The organism is Candidatus Vagococcus giribetii, assembly GCF_017316185.1.
Lineage (GTDB): Bacteria > Bacillota > Bacilli > Lactobacillales > Vagococcaceae > Vagococcus > Vagococcus giribetii.
Genome location: NZ_JAFLVX010000026.1, coordinates 56,088 through 81,365, shown reverse-complemented (window position 1 = coordinate 81,365; position 25,278 = coordinate 56,088). Strand labels below are relative to the sequence as shown.

Sequence of the window (25,278 nt, the reverse complement as noted above, 5' to 3'; positions counted from 1 at the left end):
ACCATGATAGCTTAATTGAAGGAAAAGATAAACAAAAAAGCTAGTCTTTCTAGTTAACAAAATCTTCATAGAATCTTGGTTGGCAGGCTTCTTAAATTTTGTTACTATTAAATAGAAACGAAATAACCCTGAATCGGAAAGGAACAAATCAATGAAACGACATAAACTAATATTAGCATCTACTACTTTAGTGCTATCACTTATTCTATTAGGAGCTTGTGGCTCTTCAAATGGAGGTAAAGAAACAAAAGAAACAGCCAAAACAACAGAAACTTCTAAGGAAGAAAAACCAAAAGTTGATATCAATGCATTAGAATTACCACAGTTAAACCCTGAAGTAGCTGAAAATGAAGCTCTTGTAGAAATGGTAACAACTGAAGGTAGTATCAAAATCAAATTATTCCCGGAACAAGCACCTAACACAGTGGAAAACTTCTTAACACACGCTAAAGATGGTTACTATAATGGCGTTTCTTTCCACCGTGTTATTGAAAACTTCATGATTCAAGGTGGTGACCCAGACGGTACTGGTATGGGCGGTGAAAGCATTTGGGGTAAACCTTTTGATGACGAAATTTCAAACCAACTTTATAATATTCGTGGAGCACTATCTATGGCCAACGCTGGACCTGGAACAAATGGTTCTCAATTCTTTATCGTACAAAATAAAGATGATATGTCAGATGGTCTTCTAGCAGAAGATGTTCCTGCTAAAATCATTGATGCTTATAAAAAAGGTGGAACACCTCATTTAGATGGTAAACATACAGTATTTGGTCAAGTTATCGAAGGCATGGACGTTGTCGATAAAATTGCCGCTACAGAAGTCGGTGAAGGCGATAAACCTAAAAAAGACATCAAAATTGAAAAAATCAACATCTTACAAGAAGCTAAAAAATAAACGATTGGGAGCTAAGACTCCCAATCGTTTTTTAGTTGATTGTTAAATTAGTAATCCAACCAGTTGGCGCTTTGACATCACCAAACTGAATACCTGTTAGTTCGTCGTATAATTTTTTAGTTACGGGTCCAACTTCTGTTTCTGAGTAAAACACATGGAAATCCTCCCCATATTGAATACCCCCAATTGGAGAAATCACTGCAGCAGTCCCACAAGCCCCCGCCTCTTTAAATTGATCCAACTCACTTAAAGCCACATCGCCTTCAATAGCTTCTAAACCTAAACGTTCCTGAGCTAAATAAAGTAATGAATACTTAGTGATACTTGGTAGAATCGATGGCGAGAATGGCGTGATAAATCGATTGTCTTTTGTAATACCAAAAAAGTTAGCTGCTCCAACTTCTTCTATTTTTGTATGAGTTTGTGGATCTAAGTAGATACAATCTGAATAAGAACGTTCCTTAGCTTCTGATCCTGGAAGTAAACTTGCTGCATAGTTTCCGCCTACTTTTACTGCTCCTGTCCCAGCTGGAGCTGCTCGGTCGTAATCAGACACAATAAAATTAGTAGGCTTCATGCCACCTTTAAAATAAGGACCTACAGGCATACAGAAACAAGTAAAAATATATTCGCTAGCTGGACTAACACCAATAGAATCTCCCACACCAATTAATAAAGGACGTAAATAAAGAGTACCACCTGAACCGTATGGAGGCACGTATTCATGATTAGCAAGGACTACTTTTTTGATAGCTTCAATGAATTTATCCTCTGGAATTTCTGGCATCATTAATCGTCTAGCACTTGTATTAATGCGCTTAGCATTTTGGTCTACTCTAAAAAGATTAATAGAGCCATCTTGACAACGATAAGCTTTCAATCCTTCAAAACATTGTTGACCATAATGAAGTGCTGGTGAGCCTTCACTTATATGCAACTGATTATCCTCAGTTAAGACACCCTCATCCCACTTACCATCTTTCCAATAAGAAAGATATCTAAGTGGTGTTTTTATATATGAAAAACCTAATTCATCCCAATTGATATCTACCATATACACTACCGCCTTTTTTTAGTTTTTACTATTCTATCATATATTTTTCACTTTTCTTCATTTTTTTCTAATCTTATTCATTTGTTTTTTAAAACCTTATAAGAATTTATAAACAATGTTACTTTTTTCTATTATATCCCAATGCTTTTCGTTATGATAAAGGGTGTTCTATTAACAATAATTAAAAGACAATATCTGGCTTATTAAGATATTTTTTTAACTTGTTAATTATGGTAAACTAAATCAGTTGGGATTATTTATCCTTTGATACAATAACAATTAATAAATTAATAACAAGATGAAGGAGCAATCGTATGGATCAATCATCCTTTGGCCGTGGTGAGGCTCATGGAAAAATTATTTTATTAGGTGAGCACTCTGTGGTTTATGGAAAACCATCAATCGCTATTCCTTTTTTTGAAGCAACAGTCAACGCAATCGTCAAGGAAAGCCAAGATGATAGTCGGATTGATTGTGATTTTTACCATGGTCTACTTGATAATATGCCTGAACTTCTAGAGAGTTTGAAAGAGACTATTCGTCTTTGTTTAGAGCTTTTAAATAAACAAGATGCCAATCTTCATATTACAATCGAGAGCCACATCCCTGCTGAAAGAGGTATGGGATCTAGTGCAGCGGTTGCAGTGGCTACGACACGAAGTTTATTTGATTATTTTAATACGGAATTAACTCAAAAAACCTTACTAGACATTGTTCATGTCTCAGAAACCATCGCTCATGGAAACCCTAGTGGTTTAGATGCCTTGATGACAAGTAGTCAAACCCCTTATTATTTTGTTAAGGGGCAACCTTTTGAAAAGCTAGCTATGAACTTAGACGCTTACCTCGTTGTTGGTGACACAGGTGTTACTGGTCAAACAAAGGAAGCAGTCAAAAGTATTGCAACAAAAATAGCTAATGATGATTCTTTAGCTATCAAAGCAATTGAGCGTCTTGGAGCACTAGCTGATCAAGGTCGACACTATTTAGAAAACAATCAAGGTGTTTTCCTTGGTGATACCATGTCTGAAGTTCATACTCTTTTAAATCAACTAGGCGTTTCAAATAGACAGCTTAACGAGTTAGTAGCAGTTGCTATGGCTAATAAGGCACTTGGTGCTAAGTTAACTGGTGGCGGCCGTGGTGGTTGTATGATTGCTTTAGCTAAAGATAAAAAAACGGCATATAACATTAGTTCTGCACTCATTGCTCATGGTGCTAGACAAACATGGGTATATGATATGAGAGGAAAATAATATGACACATATTGGCAGATGCCGAGCGCATACAAATATTGCATTGATTAAATATTGGGGAAAGCGAAACGAAGAACTTTTCTTACCTATGAATAGTAGCCTTTCTTTAACACTTGAGGCCTTTTATACGGACACTGAAGTCGTTTTAGACGACAATCTTGATTCTGATATTTTTTACTTAGATGACATCAAGCAAAGTGATAAAGAAACAGCAAAGATTACGCAATTCTTAAATTTGTTTAGAGATTTGGCAAATATCAAGACAAGAGCTTGTGTAAAGAGTTATAATCATGTGCCGACTGCTGCTGGGTTAGCTTCATCAGCTTCAGCTTTTTCAGCCTTAGCTGGAGCAATGAACCAAGCAACAGGCTTAGATTTAGATCTAAAAACCTTGTCTACTTTTGCCCGTCGTGGCAGCGGTAGTGCAACAAGAAGTCTTTATGGTGGCTTTGTGGAATGGTATATGGGTGAAGGTGATGAGTCAGATTCAAGCCATGCCATACCAGTAGATGATGCCTCATGGGACATTGGTATGATTGTTATAGCCGTTAATACGGGTAGAAAGAAACTTTCTAGTCGTGTCGGTATGAAGCATACCATCGCAACATCTCCATTTTATTCATCATGGGTAGAAACGGCTACCTCTGACCTTACAAAAATGAAAGATGCGATTAAACAAAAAGATTTTATTACTTTAGGTGAAATCACCGAATCAAACGGCATGAAAATGCATGCCACTATGCTAGGCGCATTTCCCCCTATTTCTTACTGGGAACCTGATAGCGTTAAAGCCATTTCAAAAGTCAAAGAGATTCGAGAGACAGGGATTCCTTGCTATGTTACAATGGACGCTGGACCGAATGTGAAGGTCTTATGTCGTCAATCAGACATGGACAAAATCGAGGCATTATTACTAGAAGACTTTAATAGAGAACAAATTATTCCAACTCAAGTTGGTGAAGGTATAAAACTGATAAGTGACTCCGATTGGAATTACTAAAGGAGAGATTTTTCTTGATAAAAGCAAGTGCTCCAGGAAAACTATATATTGCAGGCGAATACGCGGTTTTAGAACCGGGACACCCTGCCCTTATAGTGGCTTTGGATCAATTCATTACAGTGACATTAAAAGAGGCAGATACACAAGGAAGTATTTGTTCTAGCTATTCTAATGGTATATCTATTCCTTGGACTAGAAAAAACGGGAAATTTTACATCGATGAACGTGAAAATCCCTTTTCTTATATTACAAAATCAGTCACCCTTGTTGAACAATATTTACTAGAACTAGGATATGACTTAAAGTATTTTGATTTAACAATTGAGAGTGAATTAGATAATAAAGATGGAAGAAAATATGGTCTAGGCTCAAGTGGAGCTGTTACAATCGCAACCATTAAAGCTATCTTGTCATTATATGAGATTAACTACACATCTGAATTACTCTATAAACTTGCAGCGATTACACATTTATCTTTAAATAGTAATGGCTCCTTTGGTGATTTAGCCGCTAGCTCATACGGTGGTTGGATTGCTTATTCTTGTTTTGAAAAAAACTGGGTCATTAAACAACTAAAAGAAAAATCACCCATTCGCCAACTAGTTGAGCAAGAATGGCCTAAATTGCGTATACAACCATTAAAAGCCCCAGCGGACTTACGTTTATTGATTGGTTGGACTGGCTCACCAGCCTCTACAACTTCACTTGTAGACCAATTAAATGATGAACAAAATGAAATTCATGATTTTTATCATCAATTTTTAGAAGATAGTTACCGTTGTGTGATGTGGATCATTGACGCTTTTAAAGAAAGTGACATCAAAAAAATTCAACAAGGTATTCGAATTAATCGTCACTTACTAAAATCTCTGGCGGAGAAAAGCCGTGTTAATATTGAAACAGAAGCCTTAACTGACCTTTGTAACATTGCCGAGGAATTTCAAGGTGCAGCTAAATCATCTGGTGCTGGCGGTGGCGATTGCGGAATCGTCCTATTCAACCAACAAGAAGAAATTTTACCGATGATTAACGCTTGGAAAGAAAAAGGAATCGTAGATTTGCCATTACAAGTTTATAAAGAAAAAATGACAGACTACGAACCAATCATTTGGGAGGATTAGACATGACAACCAATTGGAACCGTAAAGATCAACATATTCATTTTGCTGAAATGCAGTATCAATCTAATTCATCAAATGGTCTTGACCAAGTTCGTTTTGTTCATCAGTCTTTTGCTGAAATGAAAACATCAGATGTTAACTTACAAACTAGTTTGGGTAGTCTTAATTTAGACTATCCTTTCTTCATTAATGCAATGACTGGCGGAAGTGACAAAGCTAAAATTATTAACCAAAATTTGGCTTCAATTGCTAAAGAAACCAATCTAGCTATGGCTGTTGGCTCTGTCAGCGCTGCTATCAAGTCACCTGAATTGGCAGATAGCTTTAAAATCGTTAGACAAGTAAATCCAAAAGGAATCATTATCTCAAATCTAGGAGCACATCATCAATTAGATAATGCTAAACGTGCTGTTGATATGTTAGAAGCTAATGCCATTCAACTTCATGTCAATACACCTCAAGAGTTAGTTATGCCTGAAGGTGACCGTGATTTTAATGGTTGGTTAGCAAATATTGAAGACATCGTGAATCATATTGATGTCCCTGTGATTGTTAAAGAAGTAGGTTTTGGTATGTCAAAAGAAAGCATTCAACAATTACTAGATATCGGTGTCTCTATCATTGATGTCAGTGGACGTGGTGGTACTAACTTTATCCATATCGAAAACGAACGACGCGATTTAAAAGAATTTGACTACCTACTTAATTGGGGACAAACAACAGCTGAATCCCTATTAGAAGCACATTTCTATCGTAAACAAGCTGATTTTATCGCCTCAGGAGGTATTAAACATCCCCTACATATATTGGCAGCCTTTGGTTTAGGTGCTAAAGCGGTAGGGCTTTCTGGTGAATTACTTCATCTTGTACTCACAAAAGGCAATGATACAACCATTAAAACAATTGAAAGTTGGAAACAAGAATTAGTTGCTTTAATGACAATGATTGGCGCTAAACGAATCACAGATGTTGAGAGAAAGCCCCTTGTTCTTTCTCCTGAACTCAGTCATTGGTGTCACGAAAGACATATAAATTTTAAACATCAATAAAAATAGCGACCTCCAAAAGTTAGATTTTTGGTCTAACTTTTGGGTGTCGCTTCAATTTTCTTCTCACTTACTCTTTTTCATATTCTAATATATCCCCTGGTTGGCAATCTAGAGCTTCACATATTTTTTCTAAGGTTGAAAATTTAATCGCTTTTGCCTTTTCGTTCTTTAAAATAGAAAGATTCGCCATGGTAATTCCAACGTGTTCAGATAATTCTGTGACTGACATCTTTCTTTTAGCCATCATCACATCTAAGTTCACTCTAATCGGCATGTTTATCTTCCTCCTTCTATATCGTTAAGTCATTTTCATCTTTTAGTTCATGAGCCATTCTGAAAATGTAGGATAGTAAAGATGCTATCACTGCTATGACTAAGCCCAAAAAGAAAAAGAAGAAACAAACTAAGAAGTAAGGATAGTTTCCTTTTAATTGAAACAGACCAAAAATAAGAGCAATTCCATAAATACCACTTTCAATCAGTGAAGCATAAGCAATTTTGATTAATCCTTCACTTGTTTCCTTTGAAAAAAACGTCTCATTTAATAATCTGGAACTAATCTTCCATAAAGTCATTAAAATAAATAAAACGGGTATTGCTGTTATCCATAACATTACTTGAATCACGGTATTAAGATTTGTTTCTTCTAGGTTTTGACTAATAAGAGGTGCTGCAAAAACTAATAAACTTAAACCACTTACTCCTAGAATAACAATAATAGATTTAAACATTAGGTTGATTTTTTTGACTGTCATATGTTATCCCCTTTGAAAATTCTTTTTTCATTATATCACAGAACAAACAGGCTAAGATTTTCTTTCATTTGAAAATCTTTAGCCTGTTTATTTATTTATTTTTTAAACTACTCATATTTCTGATAAAGGCAATTGATCCAATAATCAACCCAATAAAAACTAATAAAAAACCAATTGGGATCATAAAGAAGTATGGCTCAATCAGCATACCTTGTGCATTCACATATTCAGGCATGAAATTTTTAATAATAAGTGAAGCTAGCCCCATAAATAAGAAGAATAAAGCTGTCATGGTTAGTTTTGGTGATTTATTTTGTTTAATCATTTTGTTTTCCTGCTTTCCTTTTGATGAACTAAATATATCATCCACAAAATCGTAAATCAACATATNNATATGTTGATTTACGATTTTCTTAATAAAAAAAAGAAATGCTATCGATCAAACAATAGTATTTCTTTCACCTATTTAAGCTTTGATATAAGCATATCCAGCGGTTTGGCATTCGACTAATCTTAATACACCAGCAGGAACAATTTTGACAAAGGGAAACAAGTCCTCCTTGTTAAGATCATGATTCTTCATTGCATGTTCACAGCTACTTAATCTGACCCCTTCTTCAACTAGCTCATGCATAATAATCCCAAAACCAGTGTCAGTATATCCCTTAACTGCGTCTCCGTTAGCTAATACTTCAACACTAATAACATCTCCACGACCTGCTTCTAACAAATTAGTGACATTAGCTAAGACACTTGACCATTTTGATAATTCATTGATATGGAAAATAACTTTCATTGTTCAGTCTCCTTTAAATAAATAGGTGATTGGTAGTAATCTTGACTCTTATTTTCGTTCATGAATAAAGAATACACTTGTCCGGCTTTAATGTCCAACTCTAATTGCTTGTCATTTTTCTGATTCACATTGGTAATAATATTAAACGTCGTTTCTTTTTTTCTAGTCTTTAAAAACTCCCGACCACAGTCGTTAAAACCTAGTACACGAATGTATTCTTCTTGCCACGCAGAGTCAATTATCGGTTTAGTGATATTGAGTAATACATACAGTGAGAGTCGTTGAATTCTTGTCCATGTATAGCGTTTGCTTTTCACAAGAGAAACAAACTCATGAAAGTCAGTTGCTTTTAATGCCGCTTCTTTAAAACGATATTCAAGTCCTTCAACCATCTGATAGATTGTTTTAAGTTCCTCGATACTGGAGCTGATAATGTTGTACTTTAGCAGAGGCCATGCTTGATTCCAGGAAATAATCTCTTCCTCTAATAACTGTTTAAACGTACTACTTGGAACTACTTCTTTGATATCACTCAAATGTCCTTGGTGAGCTAAATGGCGGATAGATGTGGCACTAGCAAAAGAATTTTGTTGAATAGTTGTATCATGGTACTCATTCCCCACCCGTTTGATTGGATAAAGACTCATGGGACACTTGTACTTAGCGTTTTCTTTAGCATATCCCATGCCCAAAATATGATTAGGGGAAGAAAAATCCAAAGACCATTCAGGAAGTAACTTTCGATAAACTTCGGTCATTTGTTGTGGATAGCTATTCCCATTATTTTTCATTTCTTGATAGGTCTTATTGATTAAACTTTCGTTCTGAGCAGAAAATGTCCCAAAAGCTTCATAATCTAAGGATTCTTTGCTATCTGTCCCGAAACAAAGAGAATCTACTTGTAAGGCTTGTAATAGCCGAACACCACCCTTAGTAAAGTAATCAGCTGACTGAACTGCATAACAAAAAGGTAATTCAATCACAAGATCAGCGCCATTCTCTAAGGCTACACGAGCTCTTTGCCACTTATCTAAACAAGCAGGCTCTCCCCTTTGTAAGAAATTACCACTCATCACTGCTACTAAGCAATCTGCTTGAGACTCTTTTCTGGCCTCTCTCAAATGATAGGCATGCCCATGATGAAATGGATTGTATTCAACGATGACACCACAACTCTTCATTTATCTCACTTCCTTCATAAAAAAGAGGCTGACTCAAATGTCATCCTCCATTCTTTTTCACTGAATTTTCTTTATTAGTCAGGGGATAAAAAGTCTACTCTTTCAACAACTTCACAATTAAGGTTCAATCGAAAAAACGATTGTCCCTTAATTCCTCCAGTTGCTCTGAGCAAAACGACTTTTAACCCACCCTGTTTGCTTATTATTTATGACAGATAAAAAACCAACGTCTAGATTCGTCATCTGGTTCACTGTCTTCAAAATCAGCAAATACGTCAATCTTTTTAAAGCCAGCTTGTTTCAATAACTGCCTATAAATTGATACGTCATACGTTCTCTCTTCATGGAGTTCATCAAAACGTTCGAATTTTCCTTTTTTATCTGAAACGAAAAATGTTAAGAAATGCTCCACACTATGATCATAATCACCAGGATAACTTTCCCATAAAAAAGCAAACTCATCTGTTTGATAGTGATAGCTATATTCTGAGAAGCCTTCATTCATTTGATAGATTGAATGCACATCAAAGATAAAAGTTCCTTCATTTTTTAAAGAAGCATAGACACCATCAAAGACTTGTTGTACTGCTTCTTCATTTGGCATATAGCATAATGAATCAGAGTAACAAGTTACCACGTCATATGTCTCACGCTCTTTCAACTCTAGCATATCGCCAGTCACAAAGTTTAAACCTTCATCATCTGTTGTGATTCTTTCTTTAGCAAGAGCAATCATCTCTTCTGACAAGTCTAAGCCGGTCACTTCAAAACCTAAATTAGCCAACTCAACAGACAAAATGCCTGTTCCACAAGCTAATTCTAATAGCTTTTGTTGTTTCTTTTCTAAATGACGACAAGTAAATTCTAACCAATCTAGATAAAGATTTTCATCCATCACTTCATCATAGATTTTGGCAAATGTTTCATAACTTGCCATGATTACTCAACCATACTTGTGATATTAACTAATGGTGCGTCTGACCATAATTTTTCTAAGTTGTAGAATTCTCTTTCTTCACCGTGGAAGACGTGAACAATCACATCACCTAAGTCAATTAATACCCAACGAGCTGTTTCTTTTCCTTCTACTCGTTTAACTTCTACTTGGTGTTTATGAGATTCTTCAACAACCTCATTAGCAATCGCCATTACTTGTTTGTCACTGTTACCGTGGCAAATCACAAAATAATCTGCTAAAAGTGATACGTTACTAACGTCTAAGGCTACGATATCCTCCGCACGTTTATCATCTGCTGCTTTTACTACTAATTCTAATATTTCTTGACTATTAATCATAATAACCTCCTATGGATTCACTACCCATGCATTGTATGTTTCAATGGTTTTTGGGTAGATTTTCATTTCTTTGTTTATTAAGTGAAGCAAGGTATGCTTTGTTTCAAAAGCCACTGCCTCATCTAAGTTTTTCTCTGCTAATTGTCTTGCTTCTTTTACAACGGGAAATTGACGGCCCTCTTCTACATAGTCTGCTACATAAATGACTTTTGCCAACTCACTCATGACTTTTTCTCCCGTTGTATGGGTTTCAATTGCCTCTAAGATAACTGGGTCATTTATACCAAGTTCTTGTTGGACTAAATAAGCTCCAAGAATACCGTGCCAAATGGCATTACCATAATCTAATAAGGTTTTATCAAAACCTTTTGATTGAATTAAATCAATCATCTCATTATCTGGTCGCTCTTTAGCATAATCATGAGTCAAGGCTGCAATACTCGCCTGTTCTCTATCTACTTGATAAAGATCAGCTAAATGACAGGCTTTTTCTTCCACTCTTAATACATGTTGGAATCTCTTATCGCTCATTTGTTGAGATACTTTTTCGATTAACATTTTCCTTGATAGATCAGTATACTTCTTACTATAAGTTATCTTTACTGTCATGTTGATACAGTCCTTTTTTATGAATATATTCTAACACATTATCAGGTAAAAAGTATTTGACAGATTGGTTCGAAGCAATTTTTTGACGTATCATACTTGAGCTGATATCGATTAATGGAACATCTACCCAAATTAATGGATAATCTGTGGTTTTAGGACTTCCTAAACGATTAACACCCACAAATTGAATCATTTGAACCAACTCATCTATTTTATGCCATTTAGGTAGATACTCTACCATATCTCCCCCAATGACAAAATAATAGTCTGTGTCTGGATGCATATTGGTTAAATAGGCCATCGTGTCATATGTATAACTTTTACCTTTTCTAACAACTTCTGTTAATTCTAAGCTTAATTTAGGATTATCTTGAATACCTAACTTTAACATCTCTACTCGGTGATGTGAGTCAATTGTCTCTTTTTTATCCACATGAGGGGATTGATAAGAAGGCATCAAGTAAAACTCATCTAAATCAAGTTGAGCACTTACTTGTTCTGCAATAATCAAATGCCCCATGTGAACAGGATTAAACCCACCACCTAAAATACCGACACGTCTTCTTTTGGGTTGTTTATCTAACAATAAAGAAGGTATTTCTTCTAGGGTGTGAATAGGTTGCTTCATGTTACCTCACTACTCCTTAGATCGAACGAACTTGTTGTGAGATTTTTTGGTATTTTTCTTTTGAAGATGGACGATAAACAACCAAAATGCGTCCAATTGTTTGAACCACGTCACAATGTAGCGTTGCTTCAAAAACATCTTTTACATCACTTGCTTCTTCGTCTGTATTTTGTAACAACGTTACTTTGATTAACTCTCTTCTTTCAAGTAATTCATCTACTTGATCTAAAAGTGTTTCACTTAAACCATTTTTTCCAATTTGAACCACTGGATTCAAATGATGTGCTTCGCTTCTTAAAAAGCTTTTTTGTTTTCCTCTTAATGCCATTTCTTTATACCTCGCTATTTTTATATTAAAGATTTTCTTTGAATAACGTCGACACCTTTTGGCGCCCAACCAGCCACAACACCTGCTTCAGGAATGGTTACCCAACCAAGACCTGCAAAAACTAAATCTGTTTTGGCTTTAACTGAAAATTCAAATCGAACCAACTCAGGGAATTCTTCTACCTCTGTTTCTCTAGGTGGTTGTAATAAGCCACCCACATGTTTGGCATAAAATTCAGTTGCTTTTTCTAATTTTGTTCGATGAATGGTTAAATCATTAGATACATAAGTAATAAAGCCTTGCTTATTTCCTTGAATAAAATCAAAACGTGCCAAGCCACCTAAAAATAGGGTTTGACCTTCGTTTAATTGATAGACTTTTGGTTTGATTTCTTTCTTAGGTGACACAAGCATTAAATCTTTTTTACCTAAATAATGAGCCATTTGATGACGATGAATAATACCTGGTGTATCAATCAAATATTGACCATCATCTAATGGAATTTCAATTTTATCTAAGGTTGTACCTGGGAATTGTGATGTCGTAATTAAATCTTTCACTCCTGCAGAATGATTGATAATCGCATTGATTAAAGTTGATTTACCAACATTAGTTACCCCTACAACATACACATCTCGACCTTCACGGTACTCCTCAATTAAATCCAATAAGTCCTCAATATCGTGCTTACTCTTAGCACTTGTTAAAGTCACATCAATTGGACGTAAACCAACTTCGTGAGCACGCTCTTTCATCCATTGAATCATCTTAGGTTTTTTCAATGATTTAGGTAAAATATCCACTTTGTTACCAACAAGTAAGACAGGATTATCCCCTACAAAACGGTGTAGTCCAGGGATTAAGCTACCATTAAAATCAAAGATATCCACTACATTGACAATTAAAGCATCTGTTTGTCCAATGCTGTTTAAAAGGGCTAAGAATTCTTTATCTGTCATAGCCACATCTTGAATATCATTGTAATGTCTTAATCTAAAGCAGCGTTGGCAATAAACATCGCCACTTTCTAAGCCTTTTTCTAGAGCCGAATTAGGTGTGTAGCCCATTTTTTCTTTATCTGTTGTTTGAATTACTGTCCCACAACCAATACAACGTATTTCCTCAGTCATTCAGTGATTTCCTCCATTTCATATCTGGGTGTTTCTTATGTAAATAATTTTTTATTCTTTTTTCCATAGCACGATTAAATTTAGTATTCCATGCATCTGTCTCAACAATTGGTTTCACTAACACATTTTTGATACCTGCATTATTAGCGCCTTTAATATCTGTCATCAACTGATCTCCTACCATAAGTAGCTTATCTTTTGGTAAGTTATAGCGTTTCTCCACTTCATTAAAACCTTTTTGAAAAGGTTTCATGGCACGAGACACATATTCAAGACCTAAATGAGTCACTGCTCGATCAATTCGTGAGGCTTTGTTGTTTGAAACAACAATCACAGGAATATCGGCTTCCTTCATTGTTTCAATCCATTGTAATAACTCAGGAGTACCATCTGGATTGTTCCAAGCAATTAAGGTATTATCCAAATCTGTCAAAACGGCTTCAATGCCTTGTTTTTTCAGTTGTTCGGGAGTGATATCATAAATGGCTTCTATCATCCACGTTGGTTTATATTTTAGAAACATACTGACTTCCTTTCATAAAAAATAGGAGACACGCCTGGCCTCCCATACTTTTCACCTATTATACGCTATTTTAACGGATATTTCATTAAAAATGACGCAAAAATAATGACTTAGCTCTTATCTTTGACTCTCTTTCTTTTCTAATTTCCTAACACCCTTGTGTGATAATTAAAGTTAGAATAGGCTTTTGCCTTTAAATCAGTTACAATAAAATCAATCATATAATTAAGGTGAGAAAAGAATGGGAAAAAAAGTAACAATTAAAGATGTCGCTAAAGCTTCTGGTGTCTCTATCGCCACTGTTTCTCAAATATTAAATGGCAATACACAGAACTTTAGTCCTAAAACCGTTGAAAAAGTACAACAAGTCAAACAAGACATGAATTACGAAGCTGACTATTTCGCTCGTAGAATGATCATGAAAGAAAGTAAAACGATTGGTGTTATGGTACCTGATATTACCAACCCCTTTTTCTCCACACTAGTTAAAGGAATTGAAGATGTTTTATATAAAGAACAATTCATTACCATGCTTTGTAATGCCGATACTGATGATACAAAAGAAAGTGTGGCTTTAGAAGAATTAAGTCGTCGTGGAGTAGATGGTTTTATTATTGCCAGTTCTGCTATCAGTAATGAGGCCATTGACTCCTTATTAAGAACAAAGAAACACCCTTTTATCATATTAGATCAAAAAGCCTTTGATAAAGAGAGTGACACAATTGGCACAGATGATTTTTTAGGTGGACAGCTCGCTGCTAATCATTTAAAGGAACTAGGACACCAATATGTGGCAGTCGTCATTCCAAAACATATGACTGTTAATATCCAACATCGATTAGACGGATTTCAATCTATTTATCCTAACGATATCACTTTACTTGAGACGGATTTATCAAAAGAAGGTGGTAAACTAGTGGTTGATAAGTTAGTAGCAACAAACGCATCAGCTGTCTTTGCATTGAATGACGAATTAGCTTTTGGGCTTTGTTATGGGCTAAAACAACTAGGCAAACGCATTCCTGATGATTACAGTATTATCGGCTACGATAATGTAGATATGTGTGAATACGTCACTCCTACTTTAACCACTATCGCCCAACCTATTTATGAATTAGGTCAACAAACCGCTCTAATGCTCCTTGAAAGAATCAATCAACCAAAGGAAGAATGGCAAAACAAAACCTTGCCAGTTACCTTAATAAAAAGAGAGTCTACGACACATGCTTGAAATTGCTTTCAACATGTGTTATATTTTTACCAAGTTATTAAAACGTTTTAATAAAACGTTTTAATTTTCAAATTAACTATTGGAGGTTCTAAAATGAATACGATTACAGTTATTGGAAGTATTAACCTTGATACAACACTAAGAGTGAGTCAAATGCCTAAACCTGGTGAAACATTGCATGCCAAAGAACATTTTACTGCTGGTGGTGGTAAAGGTGCTAACCAAGCCGTGGCAGCTAAACGCTCAGGTGCTGACACTTACTTTATTGGTGCAGTTGGAAATGATGGTGCAGGTAATGTGATGCGTGATTTATTAGAACAAGAAGCAATTGATACAACTGGTGTCGCTACTCTAGACAATGAATCAACGGGACAAGCCTTCATTACTGTAGATGATTCTGGAGAAAATAGTATTATGATTTTTTCTGGTGCTAATAACAAGTTCACACCAGATCATGTTAAACAGTCTTTAGATACTATTACTAAGAGTGATTTTATTATTTCTCAATTTGAAAGCGCTATGGACAGCACGATTGAAGCGTTTAATATTGCGCGCAATCATCAAGTAAAAACCATTTTAAACCCTGCTCCAGCCATTCATGATATTCCTAAGGATTTATTATCAGTGACGGACATGATTATTCCAAATGAAACAGAGACAGAAATTTTAACTGGCATTAAAGTAACAGATGAAGCTAGCTTGAAGGAAGCAGCTGATCAACTACATGCATTAGGTATTGAAGCTGTTATTATCACTATCGGCAGTAAAGGTGCTTTTTATGATGTTCATGGTCAGTCAGGTATTATTCCAGCTTTCAAAGTAAAAGCAGTTGATACGACTGCTGCAGGCGATACCTTCATTGGTGCTCTAAGTAGTGTCTTAAAACCAGATTTCAGTAATATCGAAGAAGCTATCACTTATGGAAATAAAGCCTCTTCTCTTACAGTTCAAAGATTTGGTGCACAACCTTCAATTCCCTACAAAAATGAATTGGTTTAAGAAAGGAAAATACAATGAAAAAATCAAAAGTTATTAATTCAGATATTTCAAGAGTCATCTCTCAAATGGGACACTTTGATACATTAAGTATTGGGGACGCTGGTATGCCTGTTCCAATGACCACAGAAAAAATAGATTTAGCCGTAACAAATGGTATCCCAAGTTTTATGGATGTCTTAAATAATGTCCTGGAAGAATTAGAAGTTCAAAAAGTTTATCTAGCAGAAGAAATAAAAGAAATGAATCCAATCGTCTTAAATGAAATTCAAGAACGTTTACCTCATACAGCTATTGAGTTTATCCCTCATAGTCAGATGAAACAAGACTTAAATAACTGTCATGCTTTTATTAGAACTGGTGAAATGTCACCTTACGCTAATATTATTTTAGAAAGTGGCGTTGTTTTTTAACACGCTTGTAGGAGGAAAATAGATGAATACAACTGCTCTTTTAATTGGACTTGGACCATTACTTGGTTGGGGGCTATACCCCACTATTGCTTCTAAGATTGGCGGTAAACCTGTTAATCAGATTTTAGGATCTACCTTAGGAACTCTAATCTTTGCCATTATTTTTTCAATGGCACAAGGTATTCAACTAGCTACAGGAACTGATTTAGCTTTAGGAATTCTTTCAGGAATTGGCTGGGCTAGTGCTCAAATCATTACGTTCTATTGCTTTGGTTTAATTGGTTCGTCAAAAGCAATGCCTGTGACGACTGCTTTCCAACTGTTAGGTGCTTCTCTTTGGGGTGTTATTGCGTTAGGAAACTGGCCAACTATGAACGCAAAACTTTTAGGTGGTTTGGCTTTAGTCTTAATCATTATTGGTGCTAGCTTAACCGTTTGGACAGAAAAAAAATCAGCAGAAGATGCTTCTGTTTTGAAAAAAGCCATTATCTTGTTAGCTATTGGAGAAATTGGTTACTGGGGATACTCTGCTGCGCCACAAGCGACTAACTTAACTGGACAAGAAGCGTTCTTACCACAGGCTCTTGGAATGGTTTTAGTAGCTGTTGTTTATAGCTTAGTCTTAACCTTAAAAAACAAAGAAAAATCAGCTTTTACAGAAGTTGTTTCTTATAAACATATTTTTTCAGGCTTCTTCTTCGCTTTTGCCGCTTTAACTTACTTAATTTCTGCTCAACCAGATATGAATGGTTTAGCTACAGGATTTATTTTATCTCAAACTTCAGTTGTTCTTGCAACCTTAACTGGTATTTGGTTCCTTGGTCAAAAGAGAACTAAAAAAGAGATGACCATGACTCTAATTGGTTTAGCATTAATTATTATTGCAGCTACCGTTACTGTCATGCTATAAAAATAAAGAGACCTTTTCATTAGCGAAAAGGTCTCTTTATTTTATACAATCTTACCAATATCTTGACGATAATAAAAATTAGCTAAAGGTTGTTGATGAAGCCAAGTATAAACTTTTTCATGGGCTTCTTCTTTACTATTAGCAGTTGCTGCTACTAAAAATACCCGTCCACCTGCTGACACAAGTCTCTTTTCTTCTTGTTTAACTCCTGAATAAAAAATCTTAACATCAGCTGTTTCAAAGTCAGGTAAAGGACTGTGTTTCTCATATTCTCCAGGATAACCCTTGGCAGATACAACAACACCTAAACTAATCCCCTCTTCTTGCCATTCAATCTTTGGAACACGTTGATTTAATAAATCATCCACCACATCTGATAAATCACTTATTAATCTCTCAAGTAATACTTGAGTTTCTGGATCACCAAATCTTGCATTGTATTCAATCACTTTTGGTCCTTCTTCTGTCAAGATAAGACCTGTATAAAGAATACCTTCAAAAGGTTTATTTAACTCTTTCATGCCTTGAATCGTTGGTTCAATGATTGTTGTCAGCACTTCTTGTTCAATCTCTTTAGTAACGTAATCAACCGGACTGTATGCACCCATTCCGCCTGTGTTAGGTCCTTTATCACCATCAAAAATCGCTTTGTGATCCTTAGCAGCAACCATTGGATAAATTCCCGTTTCGTTTACAAAGGATAATAGAGAGAACTCTCTACCAACTAAAAACTCTTCAATCACGACTTTCGGCTCGTCATTTCCAAAATAATTATCTAGCAAAATATCCGCTAAGGCTTTTTTGGCTTCTTCTAGTGTTTGAGCAATGATTACTCCTTTTCCTGCTGCAAGACCATCTGCTTTGATAACAACAGGAAATGTTCCTTCTTCAACATAACAAAGAGCCTTATTAAAATCAGAAAAGCTCTCATATGCAGCTGTTGGTATGTTGTTATTCATCATTAACTCTTTAGCAAATTCTTTTGAGCCTTCAATTAAAGCTGCCTCTTTACTTGGACCAAAGGCTTTAATACCTTGGGCTTTAAAGTCATCTACTAACCCATTCATAAGTGGAACTTCTGGTCCAACTAGTGCCCAAGTAATCTCTTGTTCTTTAGCGAACTTAATTAACTCATCATGGTTATCTTCAGCTATATCTATCACTTTAATCCCATCAAGGGTCATACCGTCATTACCTTTAGCGCAATAAACATTGGCTACTTTAGGACTCTCTAGTAACTTCTTGCATAAAGCATGTTCCCTACCACCGCTACCAATAACTAAAATATTTCGCTTCATGATTATCTCCTTTTTAATGTTTAAAGTGTCTTGTATTAGTAAAGATCATCGTAATCCCGTACTTATCAGCCATATCAATGGATTCTTGGTCTTTGATGCTTCCACCAGGTTGAATAATCGCTTTAATACCTGCTTCACCAATTTTTTCCACACTATCTGCCATTGGGAAAAACGCATCACTTGAAAGCACTGCCCCTGTTAACTTATCTTTTGCTTGATCTAAAGCAATTTGGACAGATCCTACTCGGTTCATTTGGCCCGCGCCAACACCTAAAGTTTGAACGTCATTTGCAATAACAATGGCATTACTTTTTACGTGTTTCACTGCTTTATAAGCAAATGCTAATGCACGTCTTTCCTCAGGGGTTGGTTGACGTTTTGTCACTACTTGCCAATCCTCTTCATTTTCAACTAAATCATCATATTCTTGTACTAGCAAGCCACCTAAAACAGATGTGTATTCTTTCGCTTTAACTGTTTCTTTTTGAGCCATCTCTAAACTTAACAAGCGAATATTTTTCTTTTGACTCAATAAATCAAATGCTTCTTCACTAAAACTTGGTGCGATAATAATTTCTAAGAAAATATGACTTAGTTTTTCTGCAGTTTTTAAATCGACTTCCTTGTTTAGCGCGATAATACCACCAAAAATAGAGACAGGATCACTCTCATAAGCATGAGTAAAGGCATCAAAGATAGTCTCACCGATTCCAATACCACATGGATTCATGTGTTTTACAGCAACGGCCGCTGGTGTGTCAAACTCACGAATAATTCTTAAACACGCATCAGCATCTTTAATGTTATTAAAAGATAACTCTTTTCCGTGTAATTGTTTAGCCGAAGAAATAGCATAAGCTTTCTTTTGTTTATCAGCATAAAAACTTGCTTTTTGATGATTATTTTCTCCGTAGCGAAGTGTTTGTTGTAAATCAAATGTTAAGGTTAACGATTCAGGTTCTGTTACTCCTACTGAGTTCGTTAAATAATCCGCGATCAAAGCATCATAACTTGCTGTATGTCTAAAAGCTTTTGCAGCTAGTTTTTTTCTTGTTTCAAGGCTTGTTTCAGTATTTTCTTTGATTTCAGAAAGGACTGTCTCGTAGTCACTTGATTCTACAAGAACCGTTACGCTCTCAAAGTTTTTACTAGCACTTCTCAGCATACTTGGTCCACCAATATCAATATTTTCAATAATTTCTTCTTCAGTCACACCAGGTTTTTCTAGGGTTTCTTTAAATGGGTATAAATTGACACAAACAAGGTCAATGGGGATAATATTGTGTTCTTTCATTGTTTCGAGATGAGAAGTTAAGCTTCGTTTACCTAATAACCCTCCATGAATCATTGGGTGAAGAGTTTTGACACGACCATCTAACATCTCAGGAAAGTGGGTAACTTCCTCGATATTTAACGTGTTAATACCAGCTTCTTCTAATGCTTTTTGTGTCCCACCAGTTGAAATAATCTCATAACCTAACCAGCTTAACTCTTTTGAAAATGCGACAATACCTGTCTTATCAGATACGCTAATCAGTGCTCTTTTACTTGTCATTGACTACAATCTCCCTTATAAATTCTCCAATTACTTTTGGATAATACCTATGTTCTAATTCATGAATTCGTTGCTCTAATTCTTCTAATGACTCGCCCTTTACGCGTTTTAGTTTCTTTTGAAAGATAATTGGTCCTGTATCGACTCCACTGTCTACTAAATGTATGGTAATACCTGTTTCTGTCTCTAACGAGTCGTAAGCATCTTTAATGCCTTGTTTACCGGGGAATTTTGGTAACAAGGACGGATGTAGATTTAAGACTCGATTTGGATAAGCTGCTAAAAAATCAGGACCTAAAATTTTCATGTAACCAGCTAAAACGACTAAATCAATTTGCTCAGTTCTTAATAAATGAATGAGTTGTAATTCATAGTCTGATTTTGTTTGTGTTGGCTGTTTCGCTAAAATAAAATAGGGGATATTTTCTTTTTTAGCTCTTTCAATCACATAAGCATTAGGCTGATCACAAAATAAACAAGCCAACTCTCCTGGTATATCTTGTTTCTGAAAACTTTCGACAATGGCTTGAAAATTAGAACCACTTCCTGAGGCAAAAACAGCTATTCTCATAGCTGTTCCTCGTTAAATAATATGGCTTCCTTATTTTTGACAGTCACGCGACCAATCTCAAAATAAGATTCTTCCATTGAATTCAGCTCTTGTTTAACTGTCTCTACATGCCCAGGAGACACAGCTAATACCATACCAATGCCCATATTGAAAATCTCATACATTTCTTCTTCTTGAAGTTTTCCTTGTTCTTTCATGACTGAAAAAATAGCAGGAATTTCCCAAGAACCTTTATCAATCTCAATACCTAAGTTGTCTTCAATCATGCGAGGTAAATTTTCAACAAATCCGCCACCTGTCACATGAGAAACACCATTAATTAAGCCTTTATTGATTAGAGGTAGCACTTCATTGACATAAATCTTAGTTGGTTCTAGTAAAACATCTGCTAAGGTTTTTCCACCTAATTCAGGTAACACATCTTCCAAAGAAAAGTTATTGTCTTGGAAGAATATTTTTCGAACTAAAGAAAAACCATTTGAGTGAATCCCGCTTGACGGTAAACCAATTAACACGTCACCAGCTTTGACTTTATCTGCGCTTAAAAGTTCTGATTTCTCAGCTACACCAACAGCAAAACCTGCTAAATCATAGTCATTTTCACCATACATGCCTGGCATTTCAGCTGTTTCTCCACCAATTAAAGCCATTTGTCCTTGAACACAACCTTCAGCTACACCTGAAACGATAGCTTCCATTTTAGCCGGTTCATTTTTCCCTGTTGCTAGGTAATCAAGAAAATACAAAGGAGTGGCACCTTGAGCTAGTATGTCGTTTACACACATTGCTACACAATCAATACCAATCGTATCATGTTTGTCTGCTTCAATAGCCAATAGTAATTTTGTCCCAACACCATCAGTTCCTGATACTAAGACAGGTTCTTTGACCTGATAAGCACTTAAATCAAAGCAACCTCCAAAACCACCTAAAGCGCCCATAACGCCTAAACGTTCTGTTCGTTTCGCATGCTTTTTAATGCGGTCCACTACTTCATAACCAGCTTCTACATTAACGCCAGCTTTCTTGTATGCATTTTCCATGACTACACTCCTTGATCGTTTAATAAATTTTGTTCATAATCATATAATTTAGTTGGGTAATCTCCATTAAAGTAAGCCATACAAAGGCCTGAGTACGGTGCATCAAGTTGTAAGCCAACCGCTTCAATCAAGCCTTCTTCACTTAAAAATTCTAAAGAATCAGCATTAATTTCTTCTCTGATTTCTTCATTCGTTAATCTAGCAGCAATTAACTCTTTTTTATTTTCAATATCTATTCCATAAAAGCATGGGAATTTTAATGGTGGTGCAGAAATTCTTACATGAACTTCCTTCGCTCCAGCATTTTTTAAAAGAGTAACGATTCTTCTAATCGTTGTGCCTCGGACAATACTGTCATCAACTAGAATAATTTTTTTTCCTTCAACCACTCCACGAACTGCAGAAAGCTTCATTCGAACACCTTCTTCACGTAGCTCCTGAGTTGGCTGAATAAAGGTACGTCCAACGTATTGATTTTTGATAAGGCCCATTTCATAAGGAATACCACTCATCTCTGCATAACCACTGGCAGCTGATAAAGAAGAGTTAGGAACACCGATAACCATATCAGCCTCAACGGGACATTCTTTCGCTAAGTTTTTCCCCATATTTTTTCTCGCAGAATGCACATTGACACCTTTGATGTTTGAGTCTGGTCGAGCAAAATAAATATATTCCATTGAACAGATTGCATATTGGGTATCTTCTGTGTATCTATCAATTGTCATACCCTCGTCATTTATAGTAATCAACTCACCTGGCTCTACGTCACGAACAAAAGTCGCTCCAATAGCATCTAAGGCACAGGTTTCACTAGCGACTACATAAGCGCCACTTTTCATTTGACCAATTGCTAATGGACGAAAAGCATTAGGATCTAGTGTGGCATACATAGCGTCTTCCGTTAATAGCAAGTAGGCAAATCCACCCTTAATCTGATTGAGAGCTTCTTTCAACCGATCTATAAACGTATCTTTTTGACTCTTTCTAACTAAGTGCATTAGGATTTCAGTATCTGAATTTGAATGGAAAATCCCACCTTCTTTTTCTACCTCTTGACGCAAGCTCTTAGCATTCACTAAATTACCATTGTGAGCTAAAGCAAAGGACCCATCAAAAAATTTAAATAAAAAAGGTTGAATATTATTAATACCACCTGAACCACTTGTTCCGTAACGCACATGACCAATGGCAGCATTACCTGTTAGTTCTTCTAAATGTTTAGGTGAATCAAATACTTCTGCTAGCAGACCTAAATCACGGTAGCCTTTTAACTCACCTTGATCATTAGATACAATGCCTGCTCCTTCTTGCCCACGGTGCTGCAAGGAATGAAGACCAAAATACGTCACTTTAGACGCATCTTGGTGTCCCCAAATCCCGAAAATACCACACTCTTCATGTAATCCTCTTACTTCATAAGACATGAGATGGCACCCTCCCATAATCCTTTGGCTTTTACTATCCCAACTTCAACTAACTGATCTTGACATTTCAGAATAAAGTCGTTACCATTTATTGTCTTTCCAACACACACTACTTTTTCTCCCATCAACGCTTCAAATGCTTCTTGGTTCTCTTCTTTGATAGAAACAACAAAACGAGAAGGAGTTTCAGCAAATAAAAGACTTGCTTCCTGTGAAAACTCGCCCTCAAAACCAAGGTCATTAACAAAACATGATTCGATTAACGCTACTCCTAGCCCACCTTCTGAACAATCATGAGCACTTTCAACTAATCCTTCTTGAATACTTCTAAGTAAAACTTGTTGATTCTCTTTTTCAACTGATAAATCAAAGTCATTTAGAACCCCTTCGATTTTTCCTGTTAACATTTTTTGAAGTTCTGTTCCATTAAAATCAGCTTTTGTTTCACCTAACACATAAACTAAGTGACCAGCTTCTTTGAAGTCTTGAGTTGTCACATGAGCTAAATCTTCAACTAAACCTACCATCCCAATAACTGGCGTTGGGTAAACAGATTGACCATTGGTTTCATTGTATAAAGAAACGTTACCTGAAATAACTGGGGTTTCTAATGCTCGACAAGCCTCAGCAATCCCATCAGCAGATGTGCTTAGCTCCCAGAAACCTTCTGGCTTGTCTGGTGAACCAAAGTTTAAACAATCTGTAATAGCTAAGGGTTTACCACCACTAGCCACAATATTTCGAGCTGCTTCAGCAACTGCCATTTTTCCACCAATTTCTGGATTTAAGTACAAGTAGCGACTATTACAATCAGTCGTCATAGCTAAAGCTTTATTCGTCCCACGAACACGCAAGACAGCTGCGTCACTTCCTGGACCAACCACTGTATTAGTTCTAACTCGTGAATCATAGGTTTCAAAAATATCTTTTTTAGAAGCGATTGTTGGTTGTTGTAATAAACGAACTAAAGTATCTGATCCATCTTCAATAACCGGTTGATACGGAGCCATCTCTTTAAATTGAGCTATTCTCGCTGGTTCTTGTTGCGGCTTTTGGTATTCTGGTGCTTCTTCTGCTAAAGCATCTACTGGTAAATCCGCTACTTGAATACCTTTATGGAATAATCGGTAGTGTTTGTCATCTGTCACTTTACCAATGTTAACAGCATCTAGTCCGTATGATTCAAATAACTCCACCACTTGCTCTTCAGAACCCTTTTGAATACATAACAACATACGCTCTTGAGACTCAGACAACATCATCTCGTAAGGTGTCATATTAGTTTCTCGTTGAGGCACATCATCTAAATACAGTTCTAAACCAGAACCGGCTTTTGAAGCCATTTCACTACTTGATGATACTAAACCTGCTGCTCCCATATCTTGAATCCCAACTAAAATATCAGAGTGATTTAAAATTAAATCTAAGCAAGCTTCCATTAAGAGTTTCTCCATGAAAGGATCCCCCACTTGAACAGCTGAACGTTGTTGTTCTTCTCCTTCTGTAAACTCCTCAGAAGCAAAAGTCGCTCCATGAATGCCGTCGCGTCCTGTTTTTGCTCCAACATACATAATAGTGTTATCAACACCTTTAGCTTGCCCTTTTTGAATATCTTTATGGTCAATCAAGCCCACACACATAGCGTTAACTAATGGATTACCTTCATAACAAGGATCAAATCCTACTTCTCCACCAACAGTTGGAATCCCAATACAATTACCATAACCACCAATACCAGCTACTACTTGCTCTAGTAAAAATTTAGTACGTTCATTCGTTAACTCACCAAAACGAAGAGAATTTAACATCGCAATAGGACGAGCTCCCATGCTGAAAATATCACGAATAATCCCACCAACACCAGTAGCTGCACCTTCATAAGGCTCCACTGCTGAAGGATGATTATGACTTTCTGCTTTAAACACAACAGCTAAATTATCACCAATATCAACAATCCCCGCTCCTTCTCCAGGACCTTGTAACACTTGTGGACCACTGGTTGGGAATTTTCTTAAAACAGGTTTACTATTTTTATAAGAACAATGCTCACTCCACATTACAGAGAAAAGACCTGTTTCTGTGTAATTAGGTAAACGACCTAGAATATCTTCACTAATCAGACGGTATTCTTCGTTTGTTAGTCCCCACTCTTGATAAAGTTTTGTCTCTTTAACTTCTTGTGGTGTTGGTTCATGTATTAATGTCAT

The 25,278-nt window shown here is 36.1% G+C and carries 28 protein-coding genes; 9 read left to right on the top strand and 19 right to left on the bottom strand.

The annotated features are described in order from the left end of the window. Window positions 1-151: 151 nt before the first annotated feature. Complete coding sequence (locus DOK76_RS10550) at window positions 152-901, top strand: peptidylprolyl isomerase (protein ID WP_206967562.1); 750 nt, start codon at window positions 152-154, stop codon at window positions 899-901. Window positions 902-932: 31 nt separating this feature from the next. Here the strand turns inward: DOK76_RS10550 and DOK76_RS10545 are convergent, their stop codons facing one another. After that, window positions 933-1,955, bottom strand: a complete 1,023-nt coding sequence (locus DOK76_RS10545) for a branched-chain amino acid aminotransferase (RefSeq protein ID WP_206967560.1) — start codon at window positions 1,953-1,955, stop codon at window positions 933-935. Window positions 1,956-2,269: 314 nt separating this feature from the next. Here DOK76_RS10545 and mvk point away from each other — a divergent pair, with 314 nt between their 5' ends. Genes mvk through fni form a run of 4 tightly spaced genes read left to right on the top strand, consistent with a single transcriptional unit; the run spans window position 2,270 to window position 6,381 of the window. Beyond that, a complete protein-coding gene (gene mvk / locus DOK76_RS10540) occupies window positions 2,270-3,211 on the top strand; it encodes a mevalonate kinase (protein WP_206967558.1) in 942 nt (313 codons plus the stop codon). Between the two features lies 1 nt (window position 3,212). Beyond that, window positions 3,213-4,211 carry a diphosphomevalonate decarboxylase gene (mvaD, locus tag DOK76_RS10535; RefSeq protein WP_206967556.1) on the top strand — a complete coding sequence of 333 codons (999 nt, stop codon included), beginning with the start codon at window positions 3,213-3,215 and terminating at the stop codon, window positions 4,209-4,211. Window positions 4,212-4,225: 14 nt separating this feature from the next. Beyond that, the gene (locus DOK76_RS10530; RefSeq protein WP_206967554.1) at window positions 4,226-5,332 is read left to right on the top strand and encodes a phosphomevalonate kinase; all 1,107 of its coding nucleotides are present in this window, start codon (window positions 4,226-4,228) and stop codon (window positions 5,330-5,332) included. A gap of 2 nt (window positions 5,333-5,334) precedes the next feature. Beyond that, window positions 5,335-6,381 (top strand): type 2 isopentenyl-diphosphate Delta-isomerase, encoded by a 1,047-nt coding sequence (gene fni, locus DOK76_RS10525; protein ID WP_206967552.1) that lies wholly within the window; start codon window positions 5,335-5,337, stop codon window positions 6,379-6,381. Window positions 6,382-6,448: 67 nt separating this feature from the next. On the opposite strand, the gene DOK76_RS10520 is transcribed toward fni, so the two are convergent. The 12 genes from DOK76_RS10520 to DOK76_RS10465 form a co-directional block, all read right to left on the bottom strand. Continuing rightward, window positions 6,449-6,655, bottom strand: a complete 207-nt coding sequence (locus DOK76_RS10520; RefSeq protein WP_206967550.1) for a helix-turn-helix domain-containing protein — start codon at window positions 6,653-6,655, stop codon at window positions 6,449-6,451. 16 nt (window positions 6,656-6,671) lie between these two features. Then, window positions 6,672-7,136 carry a DUF2975 domain-containing protein gene (locus DOK76_RS10515; RefSeq protein WP_206967548.1) on the bottom strand — a complete coding sequence of 155 codons (465 nt, stop codon included), beginning with the start codon at window positions 7,134-7,136 and terminating at the stop codon, window positions 6,672-6,674. 91 nt (window positions 7,137-7,227) lie between these two features. Continuing rightward, window positions 7,228-7,461: a DUF3955 domain-containing protein gene (locus DOK76_RS10510; RefSeq protein WP_206967547.1), complete on the bottom strand. Its 234-nt coding sequence runs from the start codon at window positions 7,459-7,461 to the stop codon at window positions 7,228-7,230. A 141-nt stretch (window positions 7,462-7,602) separates the two neighbouring features. Further along, on the bottom strand, window positions 7,603-7,932 hold the full coding sequence (locus DOK76_RS10505) for a DsrE family protein (RefSeq protein ID WP_206967544.1): 330 nt from the start codon (window positions 7,930-7,932) through the stop codon (window positions 7,603-7,605). Beyond that, entirely contained in the window at window positions 7,929-9,113 is a 1,185-nt protein-coding gene (locus DOK76_RS10500) for a nucleotidyltransferase (RefSeq protein WP_206967542.1), read from the bottom strand. Before DOK76_RS10500 ends, DOK76_RS10505 begins: the two co-directional genes overlap by 4 nt. Window positions 9,114-9,315: 202 nt before the next feature. After that, window positions 9,316-10,050, bottom strand: a complete 735-nt coding sequence (locus tag DOK76_RS10495) for a class I SAM-dependent DNA methyltransferase (RefSeq protein WP_206967540.1) — start codon at window positions 10,048-10,050, stop codon at window positions 9,316-9,318. Between the two features lie 2 nt (window positions 10,051-10,052). Further along, the gene (gene rsfS, locus DOK76_RS10490; protein ID WP_206967538.1) at window positions 10,053-10,409 is read right to left on the bottom strand and encodes a ribosome silencing factor; all 357 of its coding nucleotides are present in this window, start codon (window positions 10,407-10,409) and stop codon (window positions 10,053-10,055) included. A gap of 9 nt (window positions 10,410-10,418) precedes the next feature. Next, a complete protein-coding gene (gene yqeK / locus DOK76_RS10485; RefSeq protein WP_242542287.1) occupies window positions 10,419-11,018 on the bottom strand; it encodes a bis(5'-nucleosyl)-tetraphosphatase (symmetrical) YqeK in 600 nt (199 codons plus the stop codon). Continuing rightward, entirely contained in the window at window positions 10,996-11,646 is a 651-nt protein-coding gene (locus DOK76_RS10480) for a nicotinate-nucleotide adenylyltransferase (RefSeq protein ID WP_206967536.1), read from the bottom strand. The genes yqeK and DOK76_RS10480 overlap by 23 nt, the downstream gene beginning before the upstream one ends. Before the next feature lie 16 nt (window positions 11,647-11,662). Continuing rightward, the gene (gene yhbY, locus DOK76_RS10475) at window positions 11,663-11,974 is read right to left on the bottom strand and encodes a ribosome assembly RNA-binding protein YhbY (protein WP_206967534.1); all 312 of its coding nucleotides are present in this window, start codon (window positions 11,972-11,974) and stop codon (window positions 11,663-11,665) included. A gap of 20 nt (window positions 11,975-11,994) precedes the next feature. Next, complete coding sequence (gene yqeH, locus DOK76_RS10470) at window positions 11,995-13,104, bottom strand: ribosome biogenesis GTPase YqeH (protein ID WP_206967532.1); 1,110 nt, start codon at window positions 13,102-13,104, stop codon at window positions 11,995-11,997. Further along, the gene (locus DOK76_RS10465) at window positions 13,097-13,627 is read right to left on the bottom strand and encodes a YqeG family HAD IIIA-type phosphatase (RefSeq protein WP_206967530.1); all 531 of its coding nucleotides are present in this window, start codon (window positions 13,625-13,627) and stop codon (window positions 13,097-13,099) included. The genes yqeH and DOK76_RS10465 overlap by 8 nt, the downstream gene beginning before the upstream one ends. 241 nt (window positions 13,628-13,868) lie before the next feature. Between DOK76_RS10465 and rbsR the strand changes: the two genes are divergently transcribed. The 4 genes from rbsR to rbsU all read left to right on the top strand — a co-directional run bounded on the left by rbsR (window position 13,869) and on the right by rbsU (window position 17,177). After that, window positions 13,869-14,858 (top strand): ribose utilization transcriptional repressor RbsR, encoded by a 990-nt coding sequence (gene rbsR / locus DOK76_RS10460; RefSeq protein WP_206967528.1) that lies wholly within the window; start codon window positions 13,869-13,871, stop codon window positions 14,856-14,858. A 93-nt stretch (window positions 14,859-14,951) separates the two neighbouring features. Next, window positions 14,952-15,857, top strand: a complete 906-nt coding sequence (rbsK, locus tag DOK76_RS10455; RefSeq protein WP_206967526.1) for a ribokinase — start codon at window positions 14,952-14,954, stop codon at window positions 15,855-15,857. Window positions 15,858-15,871: 14 nt separating this feature from the next. Then, entirely contained in the window at window positions 15,872-16,267 is a 396-nt protein-coding gene (gene rbsD, locus DOK76_RS10450; RefSeq protein ID WP_206967524.1) for a D-ribose pyranase, read from the top strand. Window positions 16,268-16,289: 22 nt separating this feature from the next. Further along, window positions 16,290-17,177: a ribose/proton symporter RbsU gene (rbsU, locus tag DOK76_RS10445; protein WP_206967522.1), complete on the top strand. Its 888-nt coding sequence runs from the start codon at window positions 16,290-16,292 to the stop codon at window positions 17,175-17,177. A gap of 41 nt (window positions 17,178-17,218) precedes the next feature. Here the strand turns inward: rbsU and purD are convergent, their stop codons facing one another. Genes purD through purL form a run of 6 tightly spaced genes read right to left on the bottom strand, consistent with a single transcriptional unit; the run spans window position 17,219 to window position 25,278 of the window. Next, window positions 17,219-18,475, bottom strand: a complete 1,257-nt coding sequence (gene purD, locus DOK76_RS10440) for a phosphoribosylamine--glycine ligase (RefSeq protein ID WP_206967520.1) — start codon at window positions 18,473-18,475, stop codon at window positions 17,219-17,221. Between the two features lie 13 nt (window positions 18,476-18,488). Beyond that, window positions 18,489-20,030 (bottom strand): bifunctional phosphoribosylaminoimidazolecarboxamide formyltransferase/IMP cyclohydrolase, encoded by a 1,542-nt coding sequence (purH, locus tag DOK76_RS10435; RefSeq protein WP_206967519.1) that lies wholly within the window; start codon window positions 20,028-20,030, stop codon window positions 18,489-18,491. Further along, a complete protein-coding gene (purN, locus tag DOK76_RS10430) occupies window positions 20,020-20,601 on the bottom strand; it encodes a phosphoribosylglycinamide formyltransferase (protein WP_206967516.1) in 582 nt (193 codons plus the stop codon). The genes purH and purN overlap by 11 nt, the downstream gene beginning before the upstream one ends. Beyond that, on the bottom strand, window positions 20,598-21,644 hold the full coding sequence (gene purM, locus DOK76_RS10425) for a phosphoribosylformylglycinamidine cyclo-ligase (RefSeq protein ID WP_206967514.1): 1,047 nt from the start codon (window positions 21,642-21,644) through the stop codon (window positions 20,598-20,600). The genes purN and purM overlap by 4 nt, the downstream gene beginning before the upstream one ends. A gap of 2 nt (window positions 21,645-21,646) precedes the next feature. Next, window positions 21,647-23,071 carry an amidophosphoribosyltransferase gene (gene purF / locus DOK76_RS10420; RefSeq protein WP_206967512.1) on the bottom strand — a complete coding sequence of 475 codons (1,425 nt, stop codon included), beginning with the start codon at window positions 23,069-23,071 and terminating at the stop codon, window positions 21,647-21,649. Next, entirely contained in the window at window positions 23,056-25,278 is a 2,223-nt protein-coding gene (gene purL / locus DOK76_RS10415) for a phosphoribosylformylglycinamidine synthase subunit PurL (RefSeq protein ID WP_206967510.1), read from the bottom strand. Before purL ends, purF begins: the two co-directional genes overlap by 16 nt.